An 18,588-nucleotide genomic window follows, 5' to 3' on the forward strand; every position below is an offset into this window, starting at 1 on the left:
ATGGCTGGGCCGGCCTCTTCGCGGGTAAACCCGCTCCCACAGGGACTGTGTCGCACTTGAGGCCTATGCAAATCCTGTGGGAGCGGGCGAGCCCGCGAATGACGATTATCTGCGTAGCCAGGGTGTAGTGGTCTGATTGAAGCGGCGGCCTGGCCATCTTGTATGGCTGGGCCGGCCTCTTCGCGGGTAAACCCGCTCCCACAGGGACTGTGTCGCACTTGAGGCCTATGCAAATCCTGTGGGAGCGGGCGAGCCCGTGAATGACGATTATCTGCGTAGCCAGGGTGTAGTGGCATCTTGCATGGCTGGGCCGGCCTCTTCGCGGGCATGCCCGCTCCCACAGGGACTGCGTAGCATTTGAGGCCTATGCAATTCCTGTGGGAGCGGGTTCACCCGCGAAGAATCCACCGCCGGTCCCTCAGGCTGGCACTGCCCGACGAATAATTCGTTAGCCTGCTTTCATTTCCTTCGCGCAACGGCCATGATGGGGCCACGCCCAACCGCCCGCCCGCGAACGTGCCCATGACCGCGCAACAACCCGCCCCCGCCAGCAACACGCTGCACATCACCCTGCAGATCCTGTCGATCGTTTTCTACACCTTCATTGCCTTCCTCTGCATCGGCCTGCCGATCGCCGTGCTGCCCAGCCATGTGCACGACCAGCTGGGGTTTGGCGCGGTGGTCGCCGGGCTGACCATTGGCCTGCAATACCTGGCCACGCTACTCAGCCGCCCGTTTGCCGGGCGCGTGGCCGATACCCTGGGGGGCAAGCAGGCGATTCGCTTCGGCTTGCTGGGGATTGCCGGCTGCGGGGTGTTGACCCTGCTATCGGCCTGGACCCTGACGCTACCGCTGCTGAGCCTGGCGCTGTTGCTCGGCGGGCGCCTGCTGCTGGGCATCGCCCAAGGGCTGATCGGCGTGGCCACGCTGAGCTGGGGCATCAGCCAGGTCGGGCCCGAGCACACCGCCAGGGTGATTTCCTGGAACGGTATCGCCTCCTATGGCGCCATCGCCATTGGTGCCCCCTTGGGCGTACTGGCCGTGGACGGGCTGGACTTCAGCGTGCTGGGGCCGGCATTGCTGGTGCTGGCGGTATCGGCCCTGCTGGTACTGCGCAAGCGGCCGGACGTGGTGGTGGTGCGTGGCGAGCGCCTGCCCTTCTGGTCGGCCTTCGGCCGGGTCGCACCCTGTGGCCTGGGCCTGACCCTGGCCTCTATCGGCTACGGCACCCTGACCACCTTCGTCACCCTGTATTACCTGGAGCGCGGCTGGGCGGGCGCGGCCTGGTGCCTGAGTGCCTTTGGCGTGTGCTTCATCATTTCCCGGCTGCTGTTCGTCAACGCGGTCAACCGTTTTGGTGGCTACAACGTGGCGGTCGCGTGCATGGCCACCGAAGTGCTCGGGCTGAGCCTGCTGTGGCTGGCACCGTCGCCGCCGTGGGCGCTGATCGGTGCCGGGCTTACCGGTTTCGGGCTGTCGCTGGTGTACCCGGCGCTGGGGGTGGAAGCGATCAAGCAGGTGCCCAGCAGCAGCCGCGGCGCAGGGCTGGGTGCCTACGCGGTGTTCTTCGACATGGCCCTGGCCATCGCCGGGCCGGTGATGGGCGCGGTGGCCGCTCACCTGGGTTATGCCTCGATCTTCTGCGTGGCCGCCCTGCTCGCCCTGGCCGGTGTCGGCCTAACGCTGTTGCTGGCGCGGCGCGCCGCTCGCGGCTGAACGCTCGGCCGGCTGCGGCGCGCCCAACGCCTGGCTGAAAAACACCGCGGCTTCACGTTGCAGGGAATGGTGGATGTGCCGGCGGTCCACGCCTGCGGCATCCTTGCACAGCGCCGGCATCCGCACGGACTGCTCGGCATCGCAATGGGCCATGAACACGAAGTGGCCGGCGCCGGCCAGCAGGCGATAGTCCGGTGTGACCGGCAACTTGCGGGCCAGGGCTTCGGCGTTGCGGTCCACCGCCACCAGCTGGTCGCTGTCGCCACTGTAGATCAGTGCCGGCACCTGCACCCCGGCCAAGGCATGGCGCCCGAACAGCAGGCTAAGCGGCGCCATCAGCATCACCGCCCCCACCCGCTGGTCGGCCTCTGGCACCAGCTCGCTGCGGTCGGCAATCAGTACGCCGTGGGTCCTGCAGGCGTCGGCGTCGTTAGGGCGCTCCAGGCAGTACTTGCGCAGGCGGTCCAGATCGGGGCGCGCGCCTGAGAGAATCAAGGCGGTTTCACCGCCGGCCGAGTAGCCGATCACCCCAACCTTGCCACCGTTCAGGTAGGGCCCCAGCAAGGCATCATCGCGGGCGGCCGTAATCGCGGCACTGACTTGCAGCGGCCGGCCATACAGGTTGCTCAGGGTGCCCAGGCGGCTGTGGTCGCGGGCGTTGTCGCCGGGGTGCACCACCGCCACCACGATAAAGCCCTGGCGCGCCAGCGACGTCGCCAGGTAGTGCAAGGCCAGCGGGCTGCCGGTATTGCCGTGGGACAGCACCAGCAACGGGAACTGGCCCAACGCTACCGGCGCCTCTTCACTCACATCGATCGGGTAGCCGTCTATCCGGCTGCTGCGGGTATTGCCGATGGCCGGGTAGAACGCCAGCGCCTGCATGGGCCGGGCGTCGACCGGGTCGGCCAGGGTCATATGGTGCAGGCCGGCAACCCAGGGCGCGGCCTCGGCTTGGGCCAGCAGGCTGCCGAACAGGGCCAGCGCCAACACGCAGCGTGGGAGAGTCATCGGCCGGCGGTTCCTTGCAGGGCGAAGAGATAGCCCAGCATAGAACCGGCCTGGGCTGCACCGGATGAAACCTGGATGAAAGCGAAGTCATGCACTTCACGCTCGCGCCCTATGCATTTGCGCTTTTCGTCGAACCCGTGGCATAGATGCAGGTCCACGTCTCTACGTGACCGTTTCGCGCCAATGAAGGAGATTCATGCATGAGCAAGCCCGCCTACGTGCCACCCAAGGTCTGGCGCAACGACGCAGCGTCCGGCGGCCAGTTCGCCAGCATCAACCGCCCGGTTGCCGGCCCGACTCACGACAAGGACCTGCCGCTGGGCAAGCACCCGCTGCAGCTGTACTCCCTGGCCACGCCCAATGGCGTCAAGGTCACCATCGCCCTCGAAGAGCTGCTCGCGCTGGGCCACCCGGGCGCCGAATATGATGCCTGGTTGATCCGCATTGGCGAGGGTGAGCAGTTCTCCAGCGGCTTCGTCCAGGTCAACCCCAACTCGAAGATCCCCGCCCTGCTCGACCGCAGCGTCGAGCCGCCGGTGCGGGTGTTCGAGTCGGGTTCGATCCTGCTGTACCTGGCGGAAAAGTTCGGTGCCTTGCTGCCGAAAGCGCCAGCTGCACGCACCGAAAGCCTGAACTGGCTGTTCTGGCAAATGGGCGCGGCGCCATACCTGGGCGGCGGCTTTGGCCACTTCTACGTGTATGCGCCGGAAAAGTTCGAGTACGCGATCAACCGCTTCACCATGGAAGCCAAGCGCCAGCTGGATGTGCTTGACCGGCGCCTGGCCGAAAGCCGCTACCTGGGCGGCGAGGAATACAGCATCGCCGACATCGCCGTGTGGCCGTGGTATGGCCAGCTGGTGCGCGGCCACCTGTACGGCGCGGCGGAGTTCCTGGCGGTGGACGAGTACCCGAATGTGCAGCGCTGGGCCGAGGAGATTGCCTTGCGCCCGGCGGTGCAGCGTGGCACACGGGTGAACCGGACCTGGGGGGATGAGGCCAGCCAGGTGCCGGAGCGGCATGCAGCGGCAGACCTGGACGGTTGACGCGGCACCCTTGTGGGAGCGGCCTTGCGTCGCGAAAGGGGTGCGAAGCGCGCCCAGGGTCTTCGTAACACAGTGAAATCATTGGGGCCGCTTTGCGGCCCTATCGCGACACAAGGCCGCTCCTACAAGGGGTCGCGCCGGGCTTGGGAGGCCCGACAATGCCCGCCTGCAAAAAACCATTTGCCCCCGCGCAAACCTGCGCCCGCCAAGCCCTTCTTGTACACTCCTCGCATTAGCCCCCACCTGCACATTTTTTTGGTGAACGCATGATCGAGGTAACCGAGGTTTCCATTGCCGAGCTGCGCGACGCGCTCGAGTCGGGCCGCACGACGGCGGTCGAGCTGGTCCAGGCCTACCTGGCGCGCATCGACGCCTACGATGGCGCCGACACCGCCACTGCCCTGAACGCCGTGGTGGTGCGCAACCCCGAGGCGCTGAAAGAGGCCGAAGCCTCCGACGCCCGTCGCGCCAAAGGCCAGGTCCTGAGCCCGTTGGACGGTATCCCCTACACCGCCAAGGACAGCTACCTGGTCAAAGGCCTGACCGCTGCCTCCGGCAGCCCGGCCTTCAAGGACCTGGTGGCCCAGCGCGACGCCTTCACCATCGAACGCCTGCGCGCCGCCGGCGCCGTGTGCCTGGGCAAGACCAACATGCCGCCCATGGCCAACGGTGGCATGCAACGCGGCGTGTATGGCCGCGCCGAAAGCCCGTACAACGCCAACTACCTGACCGCACCGTTCGCCTCGGGCTCGTCCAACGGTGCCGGCACCGCCACCGCCGCCAGCTTCAGTGCCTTCGGCCTGGCCGAAGAAACCTGGTCCAGCGGCCGTGGCCCGGCGTCCAACAACGGCCTGTGCGCCTATACCCCGTCGCGTGGGGTGATTTCGGTGCGTGGCAACTGGCCGCTGACACCGACCATGGACGTGGTGGTGCCGTATGCCCGCACCATGGCCGACCTGCTGGAAATCCTCGACGTGGTCGTAGCCGACGACGCCGACAAGCGCGGCGACCTGTGGCGCCTGCAACCTTGGGTGCCAATCCCGGCGGCTTCGACGGTGCGCCCGGCTTCGTACCTGGACCTGGCCGTGGATGCCAGCGCGCTCAAGGGCAAGCGCTTTGGCGTGCCGCGCATGTACATCAATGCCGATGCCGAGGCCGGTACTTCCGAGAAGCCTGGCATTGGCGGCCCGACTGGCCAGCGCATCAACACCCGCGCCACGGTGATCGACCTGTGGCAGCAGGCCCGCCAGGCACTGGAGGCGGCTGGTGCCGAAGTGCTGGAAGTGGACTTCCCGCTGGTGTCCAACTGCGAGGGCGACCGCCCGGGCGCACCGACCGTGTACAACCGCGGCATCGTCAGCAAGGAGTTCCTGCATGACGAGCTGTGGGAGCTGTCGGGCTGGGCCTTCGACGACTTCCTGCGCGCCAACGGTGACCCCAGGCTCAACCGCCTGGCCGATGTCGACGGGCCGCAGATCTTCCCCCACGACCCGGGCACCCTGCCCAACCGTGAGGACGACCTGGCCGCCGGCATGGACGAGTACGTCAACATGGCCAAGCGTGGCCTGAAGACCTGGGACCAGATCGAGACCCTGCCCGACGGCCTGCGCGGCCTGGAGCAGACCCGCAAGATCGACCTGGAAGACTGGATGGACAACCTGGGCCTGGACGCGGTGCTGTTCCCCACCGTGGCCGACGTGGGCCCGGCCGATGCCGACGTCAACCCGGCATCGGCGGACATCGCCTGGAGCAACGGTATCTGGGTGGCCAACGGCAACCTGGCGATCCGCCACCTGGGCGTGCCGACCGTGACGGTGCCGATGGGCGTGATGGCCGATATCGGGATGCCGGTGGGGCTGACCTTTGCTGGCCGGGCTTACAGCGACAATGCGCTGCTGAGCTTTGGTGCGGCCTTCGAGGCGACCGGGTCGCGTCGGATGATCCCACCGCGTACTCCGGCCCTGGGCTGAGTACTGGGGCTGCATCGCCGCCTATCTACCTCGATGCGCAATTCCTGTAGGAGCGGCCTTGTGTCGCGATAGGGCTGCAAAGCAGCCCCAACAATCTGAGCTTGTACGCTGAAATCCTGGGGCTGCTTCGCAGCCCTATCGCGACACAAGGCCGCTCCTACAGGGCTGTGCAGTCCACAATAGATCGTAAAATTCAACTTTATGTGTAAAAATACACAAAACGTTGATTTTACGATCTGCCATGCCTATCACCCCCAGCGAAGAACGCCAGCTCACCCTCACCGTCCTCAAGGCCGCCATCCAGGCGCTGGGCAGCGTTGCCGCGCGCAACATGGAAATCCTCCTGCACGACCTCGACCACCCGGAACACTCCGTGGTGGCGATCGTCAACGGCCACCTTTCTGGCCGCAGCGTCGGTAGCCCGATCCTCGCCGCCCCGGAACAGGACCAGGGTTTCAAGGCACTGATGCAGGCCTCGGCCGATCAGCACGGCTGTGAGCCGGTGGTGCTGCCCGATTACCCCACCACGCTGAAGGGCCGCACACTGCGCAGCGCCACGGCCATCTTCCGTGACAGCAGCGGCCACCCCTTCGCCAGCCTTTGCGTCAACACTGACGTCACCGGCCTGGATGCCGCCATTAACTTTCTCCAGCAGTTCCAACCGCTGGGGGCCACACCTGCCGTCAGTGAACCCGCCGACATGGAACTGCTGATGAGCGAGATAATCCAGGCATCCCTGCAGCGCAGCGGCCAGGGGCGGATGAACAAGCAGGCCAAGGTCGAGGCCGTGCGCGTGATGCAGGAGCGTGGCCTGTTCATCGTCAAGGGCGGCGTGGAAAAGGCCGCCAGCGCCCTGGGTGTGACCCGCTACACCGTTTACAACTACCTCGAGCAACTGCGCGGAGCCAGCCAATGACCTTGCATATTCATACCCCCCTGATCGAATCCCGCCCGCTGTCGCTGGCCGCGGGCAGCAACGTCTGGCTCAAGCTCGATGCCCTGCAGCCCTGCGGCTCGTTCAAGCTGCGCGGCGTGGGCCACGCCTGTGAGGTGCACCATGCCCGTGGCGCGCGGCACTTCGTGTCTTCCTCGGGCGGCAACGCGGGCCTGGCAGTGGCCTATGCCGGGCGCAAGCTCGGCGTGCCGGTGACCGTGGTAGTGCCCGAGACCACCACCGAGCGGGCCAAGGACCTGCTGCGCCTGGAGGGCGCCAAGGTGGTGGTGCATGGCAGCTCCTGGCAAGAGGCCAACGCCCTGGCGCAGACCTTGGTCGGCCCGGATGACGCCTTCATTCACCCATTCGACGACCCGCTGCTGTGGGCCGGGCATGCCAGCCTGGTGGATGAAGTCGCCGAGGCCGGCGTGAAACCGGATGCCGTGGTGTTGTCGGTAGGCGGTGGTGGTTTGCTCAGTGGCGTGGTCGAGGGGCTACAGCGCAACGGCTGGGGCGATGTGCCGGTGCTGGCGGTGGAAACCGAGGGCGCGGCATCGCTGCATGCGGCCATGCAGGCGGGGCATTCGGTGGAGCTGGAACGTATTGCCTCGGTGGCGACCTCGCTGGGGGCCAAGCGTGTGGCAGACCAGGCGCTGGTGTGCGTGAAGGAGCATCCGGTGCACAGCCATCTGGTCACTGACCGCGCTGCGCTGGAGGCATGCGAGCGGTTCCTGCTGGACCATCGCGTGCTGGTGGAGCCTGCCTGTGGGGCTGCTTTGGCGTTGGCCTATGCACCGAGCGCCCTGGCGCAGTACCAGAATGTGCTGGTGGTGGTTTGCGGCGGGGCTACCGCCACGCTGGAGCAGATCCAGGCGTGGTTGCAGCAGGTTGATTGAGGTTGCCTGTACCGGCCTCTTCGCGGGTAAACCCGCTCCCACAGATTGGACTGCACAGGATTGAAGTAGCAACAGGACTGTGCAAGGTTTGAAGCAAGCGCAGCCCCTGTGGGAGCGGGTTCACCCGCGAACACGGGCGTAGCCCGTGCCATCCAGCACAGAACGTTGCTCATCGGATTCTCCTTGCGGCACCCGGCTGCTGATTACGATAGTCACATGCCGCTGTTCTACTGAGCCCGCCGCAACCGGAAAAATCCTCTCGCAACAGCGTCAACCACGACGAAATGCGTAACCCACCCTTTCGGTCTGCGGCAAGTGAAGGCACAATGCGTGTCCTTTTTTTGGCCGGCCTGGCCGGGGGCCTTTAAATGATCAAGACGCCGTACTACCTCATCGATAAAACCAAGCTGCTGGGCAACATGGAGAAGATCGCCTACGTGCGCGAACACTCCGGTGCCAAGGCGCTGCTCGCCCTCAAGTGCTTTGCCACCTGGTCGGTCTTCGACCTGATGCAACAGTACATGGACGGCACCACCTCTTCGTCGCTGTACGAGCTCAAGCTCGGCCGCCAGAAGTTCGCCGGCGAAACCCACGCCTACAGCGTGGCCTGGGCCGACGACGAGGTCGAGGAAATGCTCGATAACTGCGACAAGATCATCTTCAACTCGATCGGCCAGCTGCAGCGCTTCGCCGAACAGTCCGAAGGCAAGGTCCGTGGCCTGCGCGTCAACCCGCAGGTCAGCAGCTCCGACTACCTGCTGGCAGACCCTGCCCGCCCGTTCAGCCGCCTGGGCGAATGGGACCCGGCCAAGGTCGAACAGGTGATCGAGCAGATCTCCGGCTTCATGTTCCACAACAACTGCGAGAACGGCGACTTCGGCCTGTTCGACAAGATGCTCACGCACATCGAAGAGCGCTTCGGTCACCTGCTGCACAAGGTCGAGTGGGTAAGCCTCGGTGGCGGCATCCACTTCACCGGTGAAGACTACGCGCTGGACGCCTTCTGCGCGCGCCTGAAAGCCTTCTCGGAAAAATACGGCGTGCAGGTGTACCTGGAGCCGGGCGAAGCAGCCATCACCAACAGCGCCTCGCTGGAAGTGACCGTGCTCGACACCCTGTACAACGGCAAGCACCTGGCCGTGGTCGACAGCTCGATCGAAGCGCACATGCTCGACCTGCTGATCTACCGCCTCAACGCCAAGATGGCCCCCAGCGACGGCGCGCACACCTACATGGTCTGCGGCAAGTCGTGCCTGGCCGGTGACATCTTCGGCGAATACCAATTCGATCGTCCGCTGGCCATCGGTGATCGCCTGTCGTTCGTCGACGCGGCGGGTTACACCATGGTCAAGAAAAACTGGTTCAACGGTCTGAAAATGCCATCCATCGTGGTCAAGCAACTCGACGGCAGCGTCGAAGTGGTGCGCGAGTTCGGTTTCGAAGACTACGTTTCCAGCCTGTCGTAAGACCGGCTTTCAGTAAGGAGCAAGGGATAAATTGAAGAAGAACGTTCTTATCATTGGTGCAGGAGGTGTCGCCAAGGTGGTGGCCCACAAGTGCGCGCAGCATAACGACGAACTGGGTCGTATCGCCATCGCGTCACGGAACATCTCCAAATGCCAGGCCATCATCGACAGCGTCAAGGCCAAGGGTAGCCTCAAGGTACCCGCCGACATCCAGGCCTTCTCGCTCAATGCCCTCGATGTCGAGGCAACCAAGGCGCTGATCCGCGAGACCGAATCGCAGATCGTGATCAACGTTGGTTCCGCCTTCCTCAACATGTCGGTGCTGCGTGCCTGCATCGATACCGGTGTCGCCTATCTGGACACCGCCATCCACGAAGAGCCGGGCAAGATCTGCGAGACCCCGCCGTGGTACGGCAACTACGAGTGGAAACACCTCGAAGAGTGCCAGGCAAAGAACATTACCGCCATTCTCGGCGTCGGTTTCGACCCGGGTGTGGTGAACAGCTACGCCAAGCTGGCGCAGCAACAGTATTTCGACAGCATTGACTCGATCGACATCCTCGACGTCAATGCCGGTTCGCATGGCAAGTACTTCGCCACCAACTTCGACCCGGAAATCAACTTCCGCGAGTTCACCGGGCAAGTGTGGAGCTGGCAGAACAGCCAGTGGACCAGCAACACCATGTTCGAGGTCAAGCGTACCGACGACCTGCCGGTGGTAGGTTCGCAGAACCTGTACCTGACCGGCCACGATGAAGTTCACTCGATTTCGAAGAACCTCAACGTGCCGAACGTGCGTTTCTGGATGAGCTTCGGCGAGCACTACATCAACGTGTTCACCGTGCTGAAGAACCTGGGCCTGCTCTCCGAGCAACCGGTGAAAACCGCCGAAGGCCTGGAAGTGGTACCACTGAAAGTGGTCAAGGCCGTGCTGCCGGACCCAGCCTCGCTGGCCCCGGGCTACACCGGCAAGACCTGCATCGGTGACCTGGTCAAGGGCACCAAGGATGGCCAGCCGCGCGAAGTGTTCATCTACAACGTGGCCGACCACGAAGAAGCCTACGCCGAGACCGACAGCCAGGGTATTTCCTACACCGCTGGTGTACCGCCAGTGGCTGCCGCCCTGCTGGTCGCCCGTGGCGAGTGGGATGCCAAGCGCATGGTCAACGTCGAGGAGCTGCCAGCAGAGCCGTTCCTCAAGGCGCTGGACGTGATGGGCCTGCCGACCCGCGTCAAGGATGAAAAAGGCGATCGTCCCTGGGACGCTGAAGCCTAAGCAGCAAGACAGAGGGGGCGCCATCAAGGCGCCCCTTCTGTTTTTGCAGGCCCGGCCTCTTCGCGGGCACGCCCGCTCCCACAGGGTTTTCGCCGGCCTCAGGTGGGGCCCTGTGGGAGCGGGCGTGCCCGCGAAAGGGCCGGCACAGGCTTACCTCTACTTCCGAGCCTCCAGAATCAGGTTGAACGGTGTCTGCGTCGCCCGCCGGAACCGACCAAACCCCGCCTCCTCGAACACCGCCCGCAACCGCGCTTCCCCCGCTTGCGCACCCAGCCCCAACCCCACCTCCTGCGACAACGAGTTCGGCGTGCAGATAAACGTCGACGCCGCATAGAACAAGCGCCCGACCGGTGTCAGGTTGCCCTCCAGCGAATCCTCGGCATAAGGCTCCACCAGCATCACCGTGCCGTCGGCCTTCAACGCACGGTAGGCATGCTTAGCAGCCCCCACCGGGTCGCCCATGTCGTGCAGGCAATCGAAGAAGCACACCAGGTCATGGTCATGCCCCGGGTAGTCCTTGGCGCTGGCCTGCTGGAAGCTCACCCTCCCCGCCAACCCCGCCTCGCGCGCACGCTCGTTGGCGGTGGCGATGGAAGGCCCGTGGTAGTCGTAGCCGACGAAGGTGGATGCCGGGAACGCCTGGGCCATGACCAGCGTGGAAGCGCCATGCCCACAGCCCACATCCGCCACCTTGGCGCCCGCCTGCAGCTTGGCCACCACGCCCTCCAGCGCCGGTAGCCATTCGGCCACCAGGAAGGTGCGGTAACCCGGCCGGAAGAACCGTTCGGTGCCGCTGAACATGCAGGGGTGATGGTCGCCCCAGGCCAGCCCGCCATCGCCGCGCATGGCCGCGACCAGCTTGTCCTTGTCGTGGAACAGCGCGGCCACCACCGCCGCACCACCGGCCATGTAGGCCGGGGAATCCTCCAGCGCCAGGGCCATGGCCTGCTCTTCGGGCAACACGAAACGGCCCTTGTCATGCACCATGTAGCCCGAGGCGGCCTGGGCGCTGAGCCATTCGCGCACCAGCCGCGGGTGGCAGCCGGTCTTTTCCGCCAGCGCCTCGGGGGTGGTCGGCTGGCTGTCGGCCATGGCCCGGTACAACCCCAGCTCATCGCCAAGAATCACGTTGGCCAAGGTCGCCGCCGCGCCCATGTCGCCCACCAGCTTGCCCATGAAGTCGTGAAGCCTTGCCTCGTCCATGACCTGCCCTCCTCTGCAAAGAAGGCCATCGCCAGCGAGGGACATCCGCTCCGGGGAGGCGGTGGTCGGTTGAATGGTATGGGCCTGCCGAGCGTTGCCCGATGCAGGCCACTTGTAAGTCTAGATGCCTTGATCAGAGGGCTTTGCCTGCCCGGCCAACTTTTCCAGCAGTACCTTGGCCAGCGCCTTGTCCGAGAACGGGTTCTGCCCGGTGATCAGTTCGCGGTCCACCACCACATTGGGTTGCCAGGCCTTGGCGTAGGCCATGTCGCCCCCTGCCATTGCCACGGCGTTGGCCGGGTAGAACAACAGCCGCTGGTCCTTGAGCGAAGCTTCGAACACCTGCTCCTCCGGGTCGGAGAAGATGGTCATTTTGTAACCCTTGTACAGCCAGTCGGTGGCTGCCGGCTTTTCACCACGCGCCAGCGCCGACTGGTAGCTCGCCGGGTCCTGCTGGGCCGAGAGCAAGGCGATGGGGCCGTGGCAGATGGCGGCTGTGGGCTTGCCGGCCTGGTGGAAATGCCGCAGCAAGGCGCCCACGTCCGGGTTGTTGGCCAGGTCGATCAAGGGCGCATGGCCGCCGGGGATGAACAGCCCGGCATAGCGGCCCAGGTCACCTGCCAGGACCTCTTTCACCGACAGGGTATCGTCAATGCCCGGCAGGCCTTGCACGACTTTCTCGATCCGGCGCATCTCCACCGCATCACCGGCAAAGTAGCGCGGGTCGATCGAACGCTGGTCGACGCTAGGGGCATTACCTTTGGGGGTTACCAGCACCAGCTTGTAGCCAGCCTTGAGCAATTGGTCGGCAGGCACACCGAACTCGTTGAGGTAGTAGCCAGTGGCGTAGCGCTTGCCGTCCTGCAGGGGCAGCTGGTGCTCGCTGGACAACAGCACCAGCACCTCTCCCTTGGGCGCAGCGTGGGCGCCGGCGGCAAGCAGGGTGCTGGCAACAGCCAGGGCAAGCCGGGACATCTTGGTCATGCAACAATCTCCTGATCAGGCAAAAAGAGCTGTCCGCTCATATCGGCGGGATGCGTTCATGCTAATGGCAAGGCTATGATTCGATAATTCGAAAGCTCTCATGTCTGCGATCCAGAAAATGAATATCTCCAGCAAGGACCTCAACCTGCTGTACCTGTTCCATGTGCTGTATCAGGAACGCAACGCCACCCTCGCAGCCCAGCGCATGGCGCTGAGCCAGCCCGCGCTCAGCCACAAGCTCAACAAGCTGCGCCATCAGTTTGGCGACCCGCTGTTCGTCCGCGCGCCCAGGGGCCTGACCCCGACGCCACGCGCCCACGAACTGGCGCCCGAGGTAGAACGCCTGGTAGTGGGCCTGGAAGGCTTCTATGAACGCTGCGAAGGGCAGGACTTCCTTGCCCGCCCTGCCCGCCTGCACCTGTACAGCACCGATTATGTAGAACAGACGCTGTTGCCCAGGCTGCTGCCGATCCTGCGCAGCCAGGCGCCGAACCTGACGCTGGTCACCCACAACACCCGTGGCCAGCTCCCTCGCGAAGAGCTGGAGAAAGGCACCTGTGACCTGGCCGTTGCCGGGTTCTATACCGACCTCCCGGAAACCTTCCACCAACAGCGCCTGCTCACCGAACACTTCGTTGTGCTGGCCTCGCGCAGTCATCCAGCCGCGGACCAAGGCCTGGGCCTGGATACCTTCCTCGCCAGCGACCACCTGCTCACCACCCTCACCGGCGACCTCGATGGGCTGGTCGACCGCGCCTTGCGCAGCCAGGGCATGCAACGACGGGTCGTGGCTGGCCTGTCGAGCTTCGTGGCCCCCACGCGCCTGCTGCGCGGCACCGACCTGCTGCTCACCTGCCTGAGCTCGCTGGCCATCGAAGCCACCGAGCGTGATGACGACCTGCGCATGTACCCGCTGCCGCTGCCATTGCCCGCAATCGAGGTGATGCAGATATGGCATGAACGCACCCATGCCGACCCGTTGCGGCGCTGGTTCCGCCAGCAGCTGTGGAACGTCGCCCAGGTAGCAGCGGCCTGCGCAAGTAACAATATCTAAACAACGTTGTGACATTTTTTTTCAGCTTTCTCGCCAAGGAGCTGTCAAATGAAGGTCACGGTTTTCGGTACCGGCTATGTCGGCCTCACCCAGGCAGTGTGCCTGGCCCAGGTGGGGCACTCGGTGTTGTGCATGGATGTCGACGCCGAGCGGGTCGCCAGCCTCAATGCAGGCCATTGCCCGATCTTCGAGCCCGGCCTTGCGCCGATGCTGGAGAAGAACCTGGCCTGCGGTCGCCTGCGTTTCACCACCGACGCCAGCGAAGCGGCCAACTACGCCAAGTTGCAGTTCATTGCCGTCGGCACCCCGCCACAGGCCGATGGCAGCGCCGACCTGAAGCACGTGTTCGCCGTAGTCGACAGCATCCTCGAACATGCCGACGGCCCCAAGCTGATCGTCAACAAATCCACCGCGCCGGTCGGCACGGTGCACCGCATCAAGGCGCGCATCGCCCAGGCCGTGGCCGATACCAGCCGCTTCCACGTCGTCAGCAACCCCGAGTTCCTCAAGGAAGGCTCGGCAGTCGATGACTGCATGCGCCCGGAGCGCATCATCATCGGTGGCGCGGAACCTGCCGAGGTGGAGTTGCTGCGCGAGCTGTACCTGCCGTTCAGCCGCAACCGCGAAAAGCTCATGGTCATGGATGCGCGCAGCGCCGAGCTGACCAAGTACGCGGCCAACTGCATGCTGGCGACCAAGATCTCGTTCATCAACGAAATCGCCAACCTGGCCGAGCATCTGGGCGCCGACATCGAAATGGTGCGCCGTGGCATCGGTTCGGACCCGCGCATCGGCTACGACTTCATCTATGCCGGCTGCGGTTTTGGCGGCTCGTGCTTCCCCAAGGACCTGCAAGCCCTGCGCCGCAGCGCCGAGGCCGAAGGCTTCGAGCCGCAACTGCTGCGTGCGGTGGAGTCGGTCAACGAGCAGCAAAAGGGCCGGCTGTTCAGCAAGATCCAGCGCCACTACCCACGCGGTCTGCGGGGCAAGGTCTTCGCCTTGTGGGGGCTGTCGTTCAAGCCCAATACCAATGATATCCGCGAGGCCTCCAGCCGGGTCCTGCTGGAAGCGCTGTGGGCCGCCGGCGCGCGGGTGCAGGCCCATGACCCGCAGGCCATGGAAGAAATCCAGCGGCACTATGGCCCGCGCGCCGACCTGCAACTGGTGCCGTGCAAGGACGATGCTCTGCACGGCGCCGATGCCCTGGTGATCGTCACCGAATGGCAGGATTACCGCGTGCTCAACCTGGACAAGGTGCCGCAACAGCTGGCCGACCGGGTGGTGTTCGACGGGCGCAACCTGTTCGAACCCGAACACATGGCCGCCGCCGGCCTGACTTACTACGGCATCGGCCGTGGCCAGGTGCAGCCAGCATGCCCGTACTGATTACCGGCGTGGCCGGCTTCATCGGCTACCACGTTGCGCGGCGCCTGTGCGAAGCAGGCATCGAGGTGGTCGGCATCGACAACCTCAATGCCTACTACAGCGTCCAGCTGAAGCTGGCGCGCCTGCAGCAGCTGTTCGGCTTTGCCAATTTCCGCTTCCACACGCTCGACATCGCCAACCCGAGCGAACTGCAACAGCTGTTCGCCGGCCAGGCGTTCAGTGAGGTGATCCACCTGGCAGCCCAGGCCGGGGTGCGCTATTCGCTGGACAACCCCGGCGCCTATGGCCAAGCCAACCTGGTCGGCTTTCTCAACATCCTCGAGGCCTGCCGCCAGCAGCCGCCTTGCCACCTGATCTATGCCTCCAGCAGTTCGGTGTACGGCGCCAACGCCAAGCTGCCGTTCAGCGTCGACGACCCGGTCGAGCAACCGTTGTCGCTGTATGCCGCCAGCAAGCGCGCCAATGAACTGATGGCGCACAGCTACGCGCACCTGTACCAGCTGCCGACCACCGGCCTGCGCTTCTTTACCGTATACGGCCCCTGGGGCCGCCCCGACATGGCGCCGTTCAAGTTCACCCGCACCATCCTCGAGGGCCGGCCGATCGAGGTCTACAACAACGGCCTGATGGGGCGCGACTTCACCTACATCGACGACATCGTCGAGAGCATTGTGCGCCTGCGCCTGAAGCCGCCACTGCCGGCCGAGGGGCAGCCGCCCTGCCAGCTGTTCAACATCGGCCGAGGCCAGCCGGTACGCCTGCTGCATTTCGTCGAATGCCTGGAGCGTGCCTTGGGCATCAAGGCCCGACGCGACTACCTGCCGCTGCAAGCAGGTGATGTGCTGGAAACCTGGGCCGACGTCGGCTCGCTGGCACGCTGGATCGACTACACCCCCGGCACATCGCTGGAACACGGCGTCAACGCCTTCGTTGGCTGGTACCGGGATTTCTACCGGGTCTGAGCCGCGCAATCACAACAAGATCACAGGTAGCCTCATGACAGATCCACTTGACCTCTCGGTGCTCATTCCCGCCAGGAACGAGGTCGACAACCTGCCGTCACTCTTGATGGAAATACGCACCGCACTGGCGGCTGAAGACCATGAAGTACTGGTGGTCGATGACGGCAGCAGCGACCGCACCCTGAGCGTACTGCTGCAACTGAAAAGCCAGGGCTACACGCAACTGCGCATCCTCCGTCACGAGCGCTCGCTGGGCCAGAGCACCTCGCTGTGGCATGCCGCCCAGGCGGCGCGCGGGCGCTGGCTGGCGACCCTGGACGGTGACGGCCAGAACGACCCGGCGGACATCCCCGGCATGCTGGCCCTGGTGCGCGCCAACCAGGACCTGGCCGGCGGCGTCAAGCTGGTGGCCGGGCACCGGGTCAACCGCCGCGACAGCGCCAGCAAACGCTGGGCGTCGCGGCTTGCCAACGGCCTGCGCAGCCGCTTGCTCAAGGACGCCACGCCAGACACCGGCTGCGGGCTGAAGCTGATCGAGCGCGCGGCCTTCCTGCGCCTGCCCTACTTCGACCACATGCACCGCTTCATCCCGGCGCTGATCCTGCGCCACAACGGCCGCATGCTGGTGCACCCGGTGAACCACAGGCCACGTCAGGCCGGGGTGTCCAAGTACGGCAACCTGGACCGCGCCCTGGTCGGCATCCTCGACCTGTTCGGGGTCTGGTGGCTGATCCGTCGCACCCGCCTGGACACGCGCCCCCAGGAGTTCGAAGGATGACCCGCGAAACCCTGTGGCTGGTCATCGGTTTCGCCGGCCAGGCCGTATTTACCGGGCGCTTCGTGTTGCAGTGGCTGTACAGCGAGTTCAAGCGCCGCAGCGTGATCCCGGTGGGTTTCTGGTACCTGAGCATGCTCGGCAGCGCGCTGCTGCTGACCTACGCCATCTATCGCCAGGACCCGGTGTTCATCATCGGCCAGAGCTTCGGCTTCCTGGTCTACCTGCGCAACCTGCAGCTGATCGCCCGCCACCAGGAACAGAAGGAATAGCCCTTGCCTAGGTTCAACACGCTCGGGGCCGAACGCCTGGCCCTGATTGCCCTCGCGGTGTTGCTGGTGGGCGCGGGTATCGGCTGGCGCCAGCCAATGAACGTGGATGAAGAACGCTTTCTCGGCGTCGCCCTGGAAATGCTGCAGAGCGGCAACTGGTTCATCCCGCACCGGGCGGCGGAAATCTACGGCGACAAGCCGCCGCTGTTCATGTGGACCGTGGCCCTGTTCAGCCACCTCTCCGGCTCGCCCAAGGTTGCCCTGTACCTGCCAGGGCTGCTGTCGGCGGCGACCATTACCTGGGTGCTGCATGACCTGGGGCGGCGCCTGTGGAACCGGCGCATCGGCGTGATCGCCGCCTTGTTGTTCCTGGCCACCTACCAGAGCTACAGCATCCTGCGCACCGGGCAGATCGACAGCTTCCTGTGCCTGTGGGTGGCACTGGGTTTCTACGGCATGCTGCGCCACTTGCTGCTCGGGCCGGCCTGGGGCTGGTTCTACCTGGCCTGCGCGGCGATGGGTCTGGGCATCATCAGCAAGGGCGTGGGCTTTGTCCCGGCGCTGCTATTGCTGCCCTATGCCTGGGCGGTGCGGCACCGCTGGCACGGGGTGGTGGCCATGCCCGGCCAGGGTTGGCGCTGGAGCCTGGGGCTGGCGTGGCTGCTGGCCGGTTGCGCGGTGTGGCTGCTGCCATTGCTGGTTTCGATCGCCCATGGTGGTGGCGCGGCGGAGCTGGCCTACCTGAAGGAAATACTCCTGCGCCAGACCGCCAGCCGCTATGCCAATGCCTGGGACCATCGCGAACCGTTCTGGTACTTCTTCGTCAAGGTCATCCCCAAATACTGGCTGCCACCGGTGCTGGCCCTGCCCTGGCTGGTACCGGCCTGGCGCCGGCAGCTGCAAAAACGCGACGGGCGCTTTCTGCTGCTGCTCGGCTGGGTGGTGCTCGTGCTGTTGTTTTTCAGCCTCAGCAGCGGCAAGCGCAAGCTGTATATCTTCCCGGCGCTGCCGGGCCTGGTGCTGGCCATCGCGCCACTGCTGCCGTGGCTGCTCAAGCGCTGGCTGCAGCGCCGGCCAGCCTGGCGCAAGGCGTTCACTGCCGTGGCCCTGGCATGGTTCGCGCTGTGGTTCGCACGCGGCTTCGTCGAGCCGCTGAAGGAAGGCCGCAACCCGCATGAAACATTGATGAGTGAAGCCGCACGGGCCACCGGCGGCGCCGAGTTGGTGCTGGTCAACTGGCGCGAGGGGCATTGGCTGTTTGCCCGGCAACCGATCGTGCACTTCGGTTTCACCGGCCAGTCCAGGGCGGACACGGCCGCTTACTGGCTGCGTCACAACCCCACGGCCTTCGCCCTGGTCCCGGCTTCGGAACTGGGCCGCTGCTTCAGTGCCGACAAGGCACGCAGGCTGGGCGAGACCTCGCGCGCAGAGTGGTATGTGGTCGGTGCCGATGCCGATAACGGCCAGTGCCAGGCCACGGCCCCCAGCCACGTCTACCACTTCGCCTGGACGGGCTCGCCTTAGTGCCTGCCAACGTTTCTGCAGGACTTCGCGGGCACGATTGCTCCCAAAGGTTTGGCGCCGAGCTCAAGCTACGCGCTATCCCTGTGGGAGCGGCCTTGTGTCGCTCCCACAGAGGATCG

At 65.1% G+C, this 18,588-nt stretch carries 16 protein-coding genes; 13 read left to right on the plus strand and 3 right to left on the minus strand.

Going from position 1 to position 18,588, the window contains the following annotated elements:
* Positions 1–522: 522 nt before the first annotated feature.
* Positions 523–1,716 (plus strand): MFS transporter, encoded by a 1,194-nt coding sequence (locus ABIB24_RS23160; protein ID WP_137163806.1) that lies wholly within the window; start codon positions 523–525, stop codon positions 1,714–1,716.
* Here ABIB24_RS23160 and ABIB24_RS23165 read toward each other — a convergent pair.
* Positions 1,678–2,724 carry an alpha/beta hydrolase family protein gene (locus ABIB24_RS23165; protein ID WP_075045120.1) on the minus strand — a complete coding sequence of 349 codons (1,047 nt, stop codon included), beginning with the start codon at positions 2,722–2,724 and terminating at the stop codon, positions 1,678–1,680. The two genes, ABIB24_RS23160 and ABIB24_RS23165, sit on opposite strands and share 39 nt — an antisense overlap.
* A gap of 200 nt (positions 2,725–2,924) precedes the next feature.
* Here ABIB24_RS23165 and yghU point away from each other — a divergent pair, with 200 nt between their 5' ends.
* From yghU to ABIB24_RS23195, 6 genes are all read left to right on the plus strand, one after another.
* On the plus strand, positions 2,925–3,767 hold the full coding sequence (gene yghU / locus ABIB24_RS23170) for a glutathione-dependent disulfide-bond oxidoreductase (protein WP_286919454.1): 843 nt from the start codon (positions 2,925–2,927) through the stop codon (positions 3,765–3,767).
* Between the two features lie 266 nt (positions 3,768–4,033).
* Positions 4,034–5,737 carry an amidase gene (locus ABIB24_RS23175; protein ID WP_075045118.1) on the plus strand — a complete coding sequence of 568 codons (1,704 nt, stop codon included), beginning with the start codon at positions 4,034–4,036 and terminating at the stop codon, positions 5,735–5,737.
* 241 nt (positions 5,738–5,978) lie between these two features.
* Positions 5,979–6,653, plus strand: a complete 675-nt coding sequence (locus ABIB24_RS23180) for a helix-turn-helix transcriptional regulator (protein ID WP_354317311.1) — start codon at positions 5,979–5,981, stop codon at positions 6,651–6,653.
* Entirely contained in the window at positions 6,650–7,567 is a 918-nt protein-coding gene (locus tag ABIB24_RS23185) for a pyridoxal-phosphate dependent enzyme (protein ID WP_354317312.1), read from the plus strand. The genes ABIB24_RS23180 and ABIB24_RS23185 overlap by 4 nt, the downstream gene beginning before the upstream one ends.
* A 368-nt stretch (positions 7,568–7,935) precedes the next feature.
* On the plus strand, positions 7,936–9,033 hold the full coding sequence (locus tag ABIB24_RS23190; protein WP_354317313.1) for a carboxynorspermidine decarboxylase: 1,098 nt from the start codon (positions 7,936–7,938) through the stop codon (positions 9,031–9,033).
* 31 nt (positions 9,034–9,064) lie between these two features.
* The gene (locus ABIB24_RS23195; protein WP_003248123.1) at positions 9,065–10,309 is read left to right on the plus strand and encodes a saccharopine dehydrogenase family protein; all 1,245 of its coding nucleotides are present in this window, start codon (positions 9,065–9,067) and stop codon (positions 10,307–10,309) included.
* 156 nt (positions 10,310–10,465) lie between these two features.
* Here the strand turns inward: ABIB24_RS23195 and ABIB24_RS23200 are convergent, their stop codons facing one another.
* Together ABIB24_RS23200 and ABIB24_RS23205 are read right to left on the minus strand one after the other, a co-directional pair.
* Positions 10,466–11,512 (minus strand): class I SAM-dependent methyltransferase, encoded by a 1,047-nt coding sequence (locus ABIB24_RS23200; RefSeq protein WP_075045114.1) that lies wholly within the window; start codon positions 11,510–11,512, stop codon positions 10,466–10,468.
* Between the two features lie 120 nt (positions 11,513–11,632).
* On the minus strand, positions 11,633–12,496 hold the full coding sequence (locus ABIB24_RS23205) for a type 1 glutamine amidotransferase domain-containing protein (RefSeq protein ID WP_354317314.1): 864 nt from the start codon (positions 12,494–12,496) through the stop codon (positions 11,633–11,635).
* Between the two features lie 118 nt (positions 12,497–12,614).
* Here ABIB24_RS23205 and ABIB24_RS23210 point away from each other — a divergent pair, with 118 nt between their 5' ends.
* Genes ABIB24_RS23210 through ABIB24_RS23235 form a run of 6 tightly spaced genes read left to right on the plus strand, consistent with a single transcriptional unit; the run spans position 12,615 to position 18,469 of the window.
* A complete protein-coding gene (locus ABIB24_RS23210; protein WP_025338962.1) occupies positions 12,615–13,550 on the plus strand; it encodes a LysR family transcriptional regulator in 936 nt (311 codons plus the stop codon).
* Positions 13,551–13,598: 48 nt separating this feature from the next.
* Complete coding sequence (locus tag ABIB24_RS23215) at positions 13,599–14,936, plus strand: UDP-glucose dehydrogenase family protein (RefSeq protein ID WP_354317316.1); 1,338 nt, start codon at positions 13,599–13,601, stop codon at positions 14,934–14,936.
* On the plus strand, positions 14,924–15,898 hold the full coding sequence (locus ABIB24_RS23220) for an NAD-dependent epimerase/dehydratase family protein (RefSeq protein ID WP_354317318.1): 975 nt from the start codon (positions 14,924–14,926) through the stop codon (positions 15,896–15,898). The genes ABIB24_RS23215 and ABIB24_RS23220 overlap by 13 nt, the downstream gene beginning before the upstream one ends.
* Before the next feature lie 34 nt (positions 15,899–15,932).
* On the plus strand, positions 15,933–16,676 hold the full coding sequence (locus ABIB24_RS23225) for a glycosyltransferase family 2 protein (RefSeq protein ID WP_274079857.1): 744 nt from the start codon (positions 15,933–15,935) through the stop codon (positions 16,674–16,676).
* On the plus strand, positions 16,673–16,945 hold the full coding sequence (locus tag ABIB24_RS23230; protein WP_025338958.1) for a lipid-A-disaccharide synthase N-terminal domain-containing protein: 273 nt from the start codon (positions 16,673–16,675) through the stop codon (positions 16,943–16,945). The genes ABIB24_RS23225 and ABIB24_RS23230 overlap by 4 nt, the downstream gene beginning before the upstream one ends.
* Before the next feature lie 3 nt (positions 16,946–16,948).
* Positions 16,949–18,469, plus strand: a complete 1,521-nt coding sequence (locus ABIB24_RS23235; protein WP_354317320.1) for an ArnT family glycosyltransferase — start codon at positions 16,949–16,951, stop codon at positions 18,467–18,469.
* Positions 18,470–18,588 lie beyond the last annotated feature (119 nt).

This window comes from Pseudomonas sp. UYEF17, assembly GCF_040546125.1.
In the GTDB taxonomy this organism is placed as follows: domain Bacteria; phylum Pseudomonadota; class Gammaproteobacteria; order Pseudomonadales; family Pseudomonadaceae; genus Aquipseudomonas; species Aquipseudomonas putida_Z.

Bases quoted from the DNA above. Each gene is read 5' to 3' on its own strand.
- ABIB24_RS23160 (WP_137163806.1), top strand. From the start codon at position 523: ATGACCGCGCAACAACCCGCCCCCGCCAGCAACACGCTGCACATCACC.
- ABIB24_RS23165 (WP_075045120.1), bottom strand. From the start codon at position 2,724: ATGACTCTCCCACGCTGCGTGTTGGCGCTGGCCCTGTTCGGCAGCCTG.
- yghU (WP_286919454.1), top strand. From the start codon at position 2,925: ATGAGCAAGCCCGCCTACGTGCCACCCAAGGTCTGGCGCAACGACGCA.
- ABIB24_RS23175 (WP_075045118.1), top strand. From the start codon at position 4,034: ATGATCGAGGTAACCGAGGTTTCCATTGCCGAGCTGCGCGACGCGCTC.
- ABIB24_RS23180 (WP_354317311.1), top strand. From the start codon at position 5,979: ATGCCTATCACCCCCAGCGAAGAACGCCAGCTCACCCTCACCGTCCTC.
- ABIB24_RS23185 (WP_354317312.1), top strand. From the start codon at position 6,650: ATGACCTTGCATATTCATACCCCCCTGATCGAATCCCGCCCGCTGTCG.
- ABIB24_RS23190 (WP_354317313.1), top strand. From the start codon at position 7,936: ATGATCAAGACGCCGTACTACCTCATCGATAAAACCAAGCTGCTGGGC.
- ABIB24_RS23200 (WP_075045114.1), bottom strand. From the start codon at position 11,512: ATGGACGAGGCAAGGCTTCACGACTTCATGGGCAAGCTGGTGGGCGAC.
- ABIB24_RS23205 (WP_354317314.1), bottom strand. From the start codon at position 12,496: ATGACCAAGATGTCCCGGCTTGCCCTGGCTGTTGCCAGCACCCTGCTT.
- ABIB24_RS23210 (WP_025338962.1), top strand. From the start codon at position 12,615: ATGAATATCTCCAGCAAGGACCTCAACCTGCTGTACCTGTTCCATGTG.
- ABIB24_RS23215 (WP_354317316.1), top strand. From the start codon at position 13,599: ATGAAGGTCACGGTTTTCGGTACCGGCTATGTCGGCCTCACCCAGGCA.
- ABIB24_RS23220 (WP_354317318.1), top strand. From the start codon at position 14,924: ATGCCCGTACTGATTACCGGCGTGGCCGGCTTCATCGGCTACCACGTT.
- ABIB24_RS23225 (WP_274079857.1), top strand. From the start codon at position 15,933: ATGACAGATCCACTTGACCTCTCGGTGCTCATTCCCGCCAGGAACGAG.
- ABIB24_RS23230 (WP_025338958.1), top strand. From the start codon at position 16,673: ATGACCCGCGAAACCCTGTGGCTGGTCATCGGTTTCGCCGGCCAGGCC.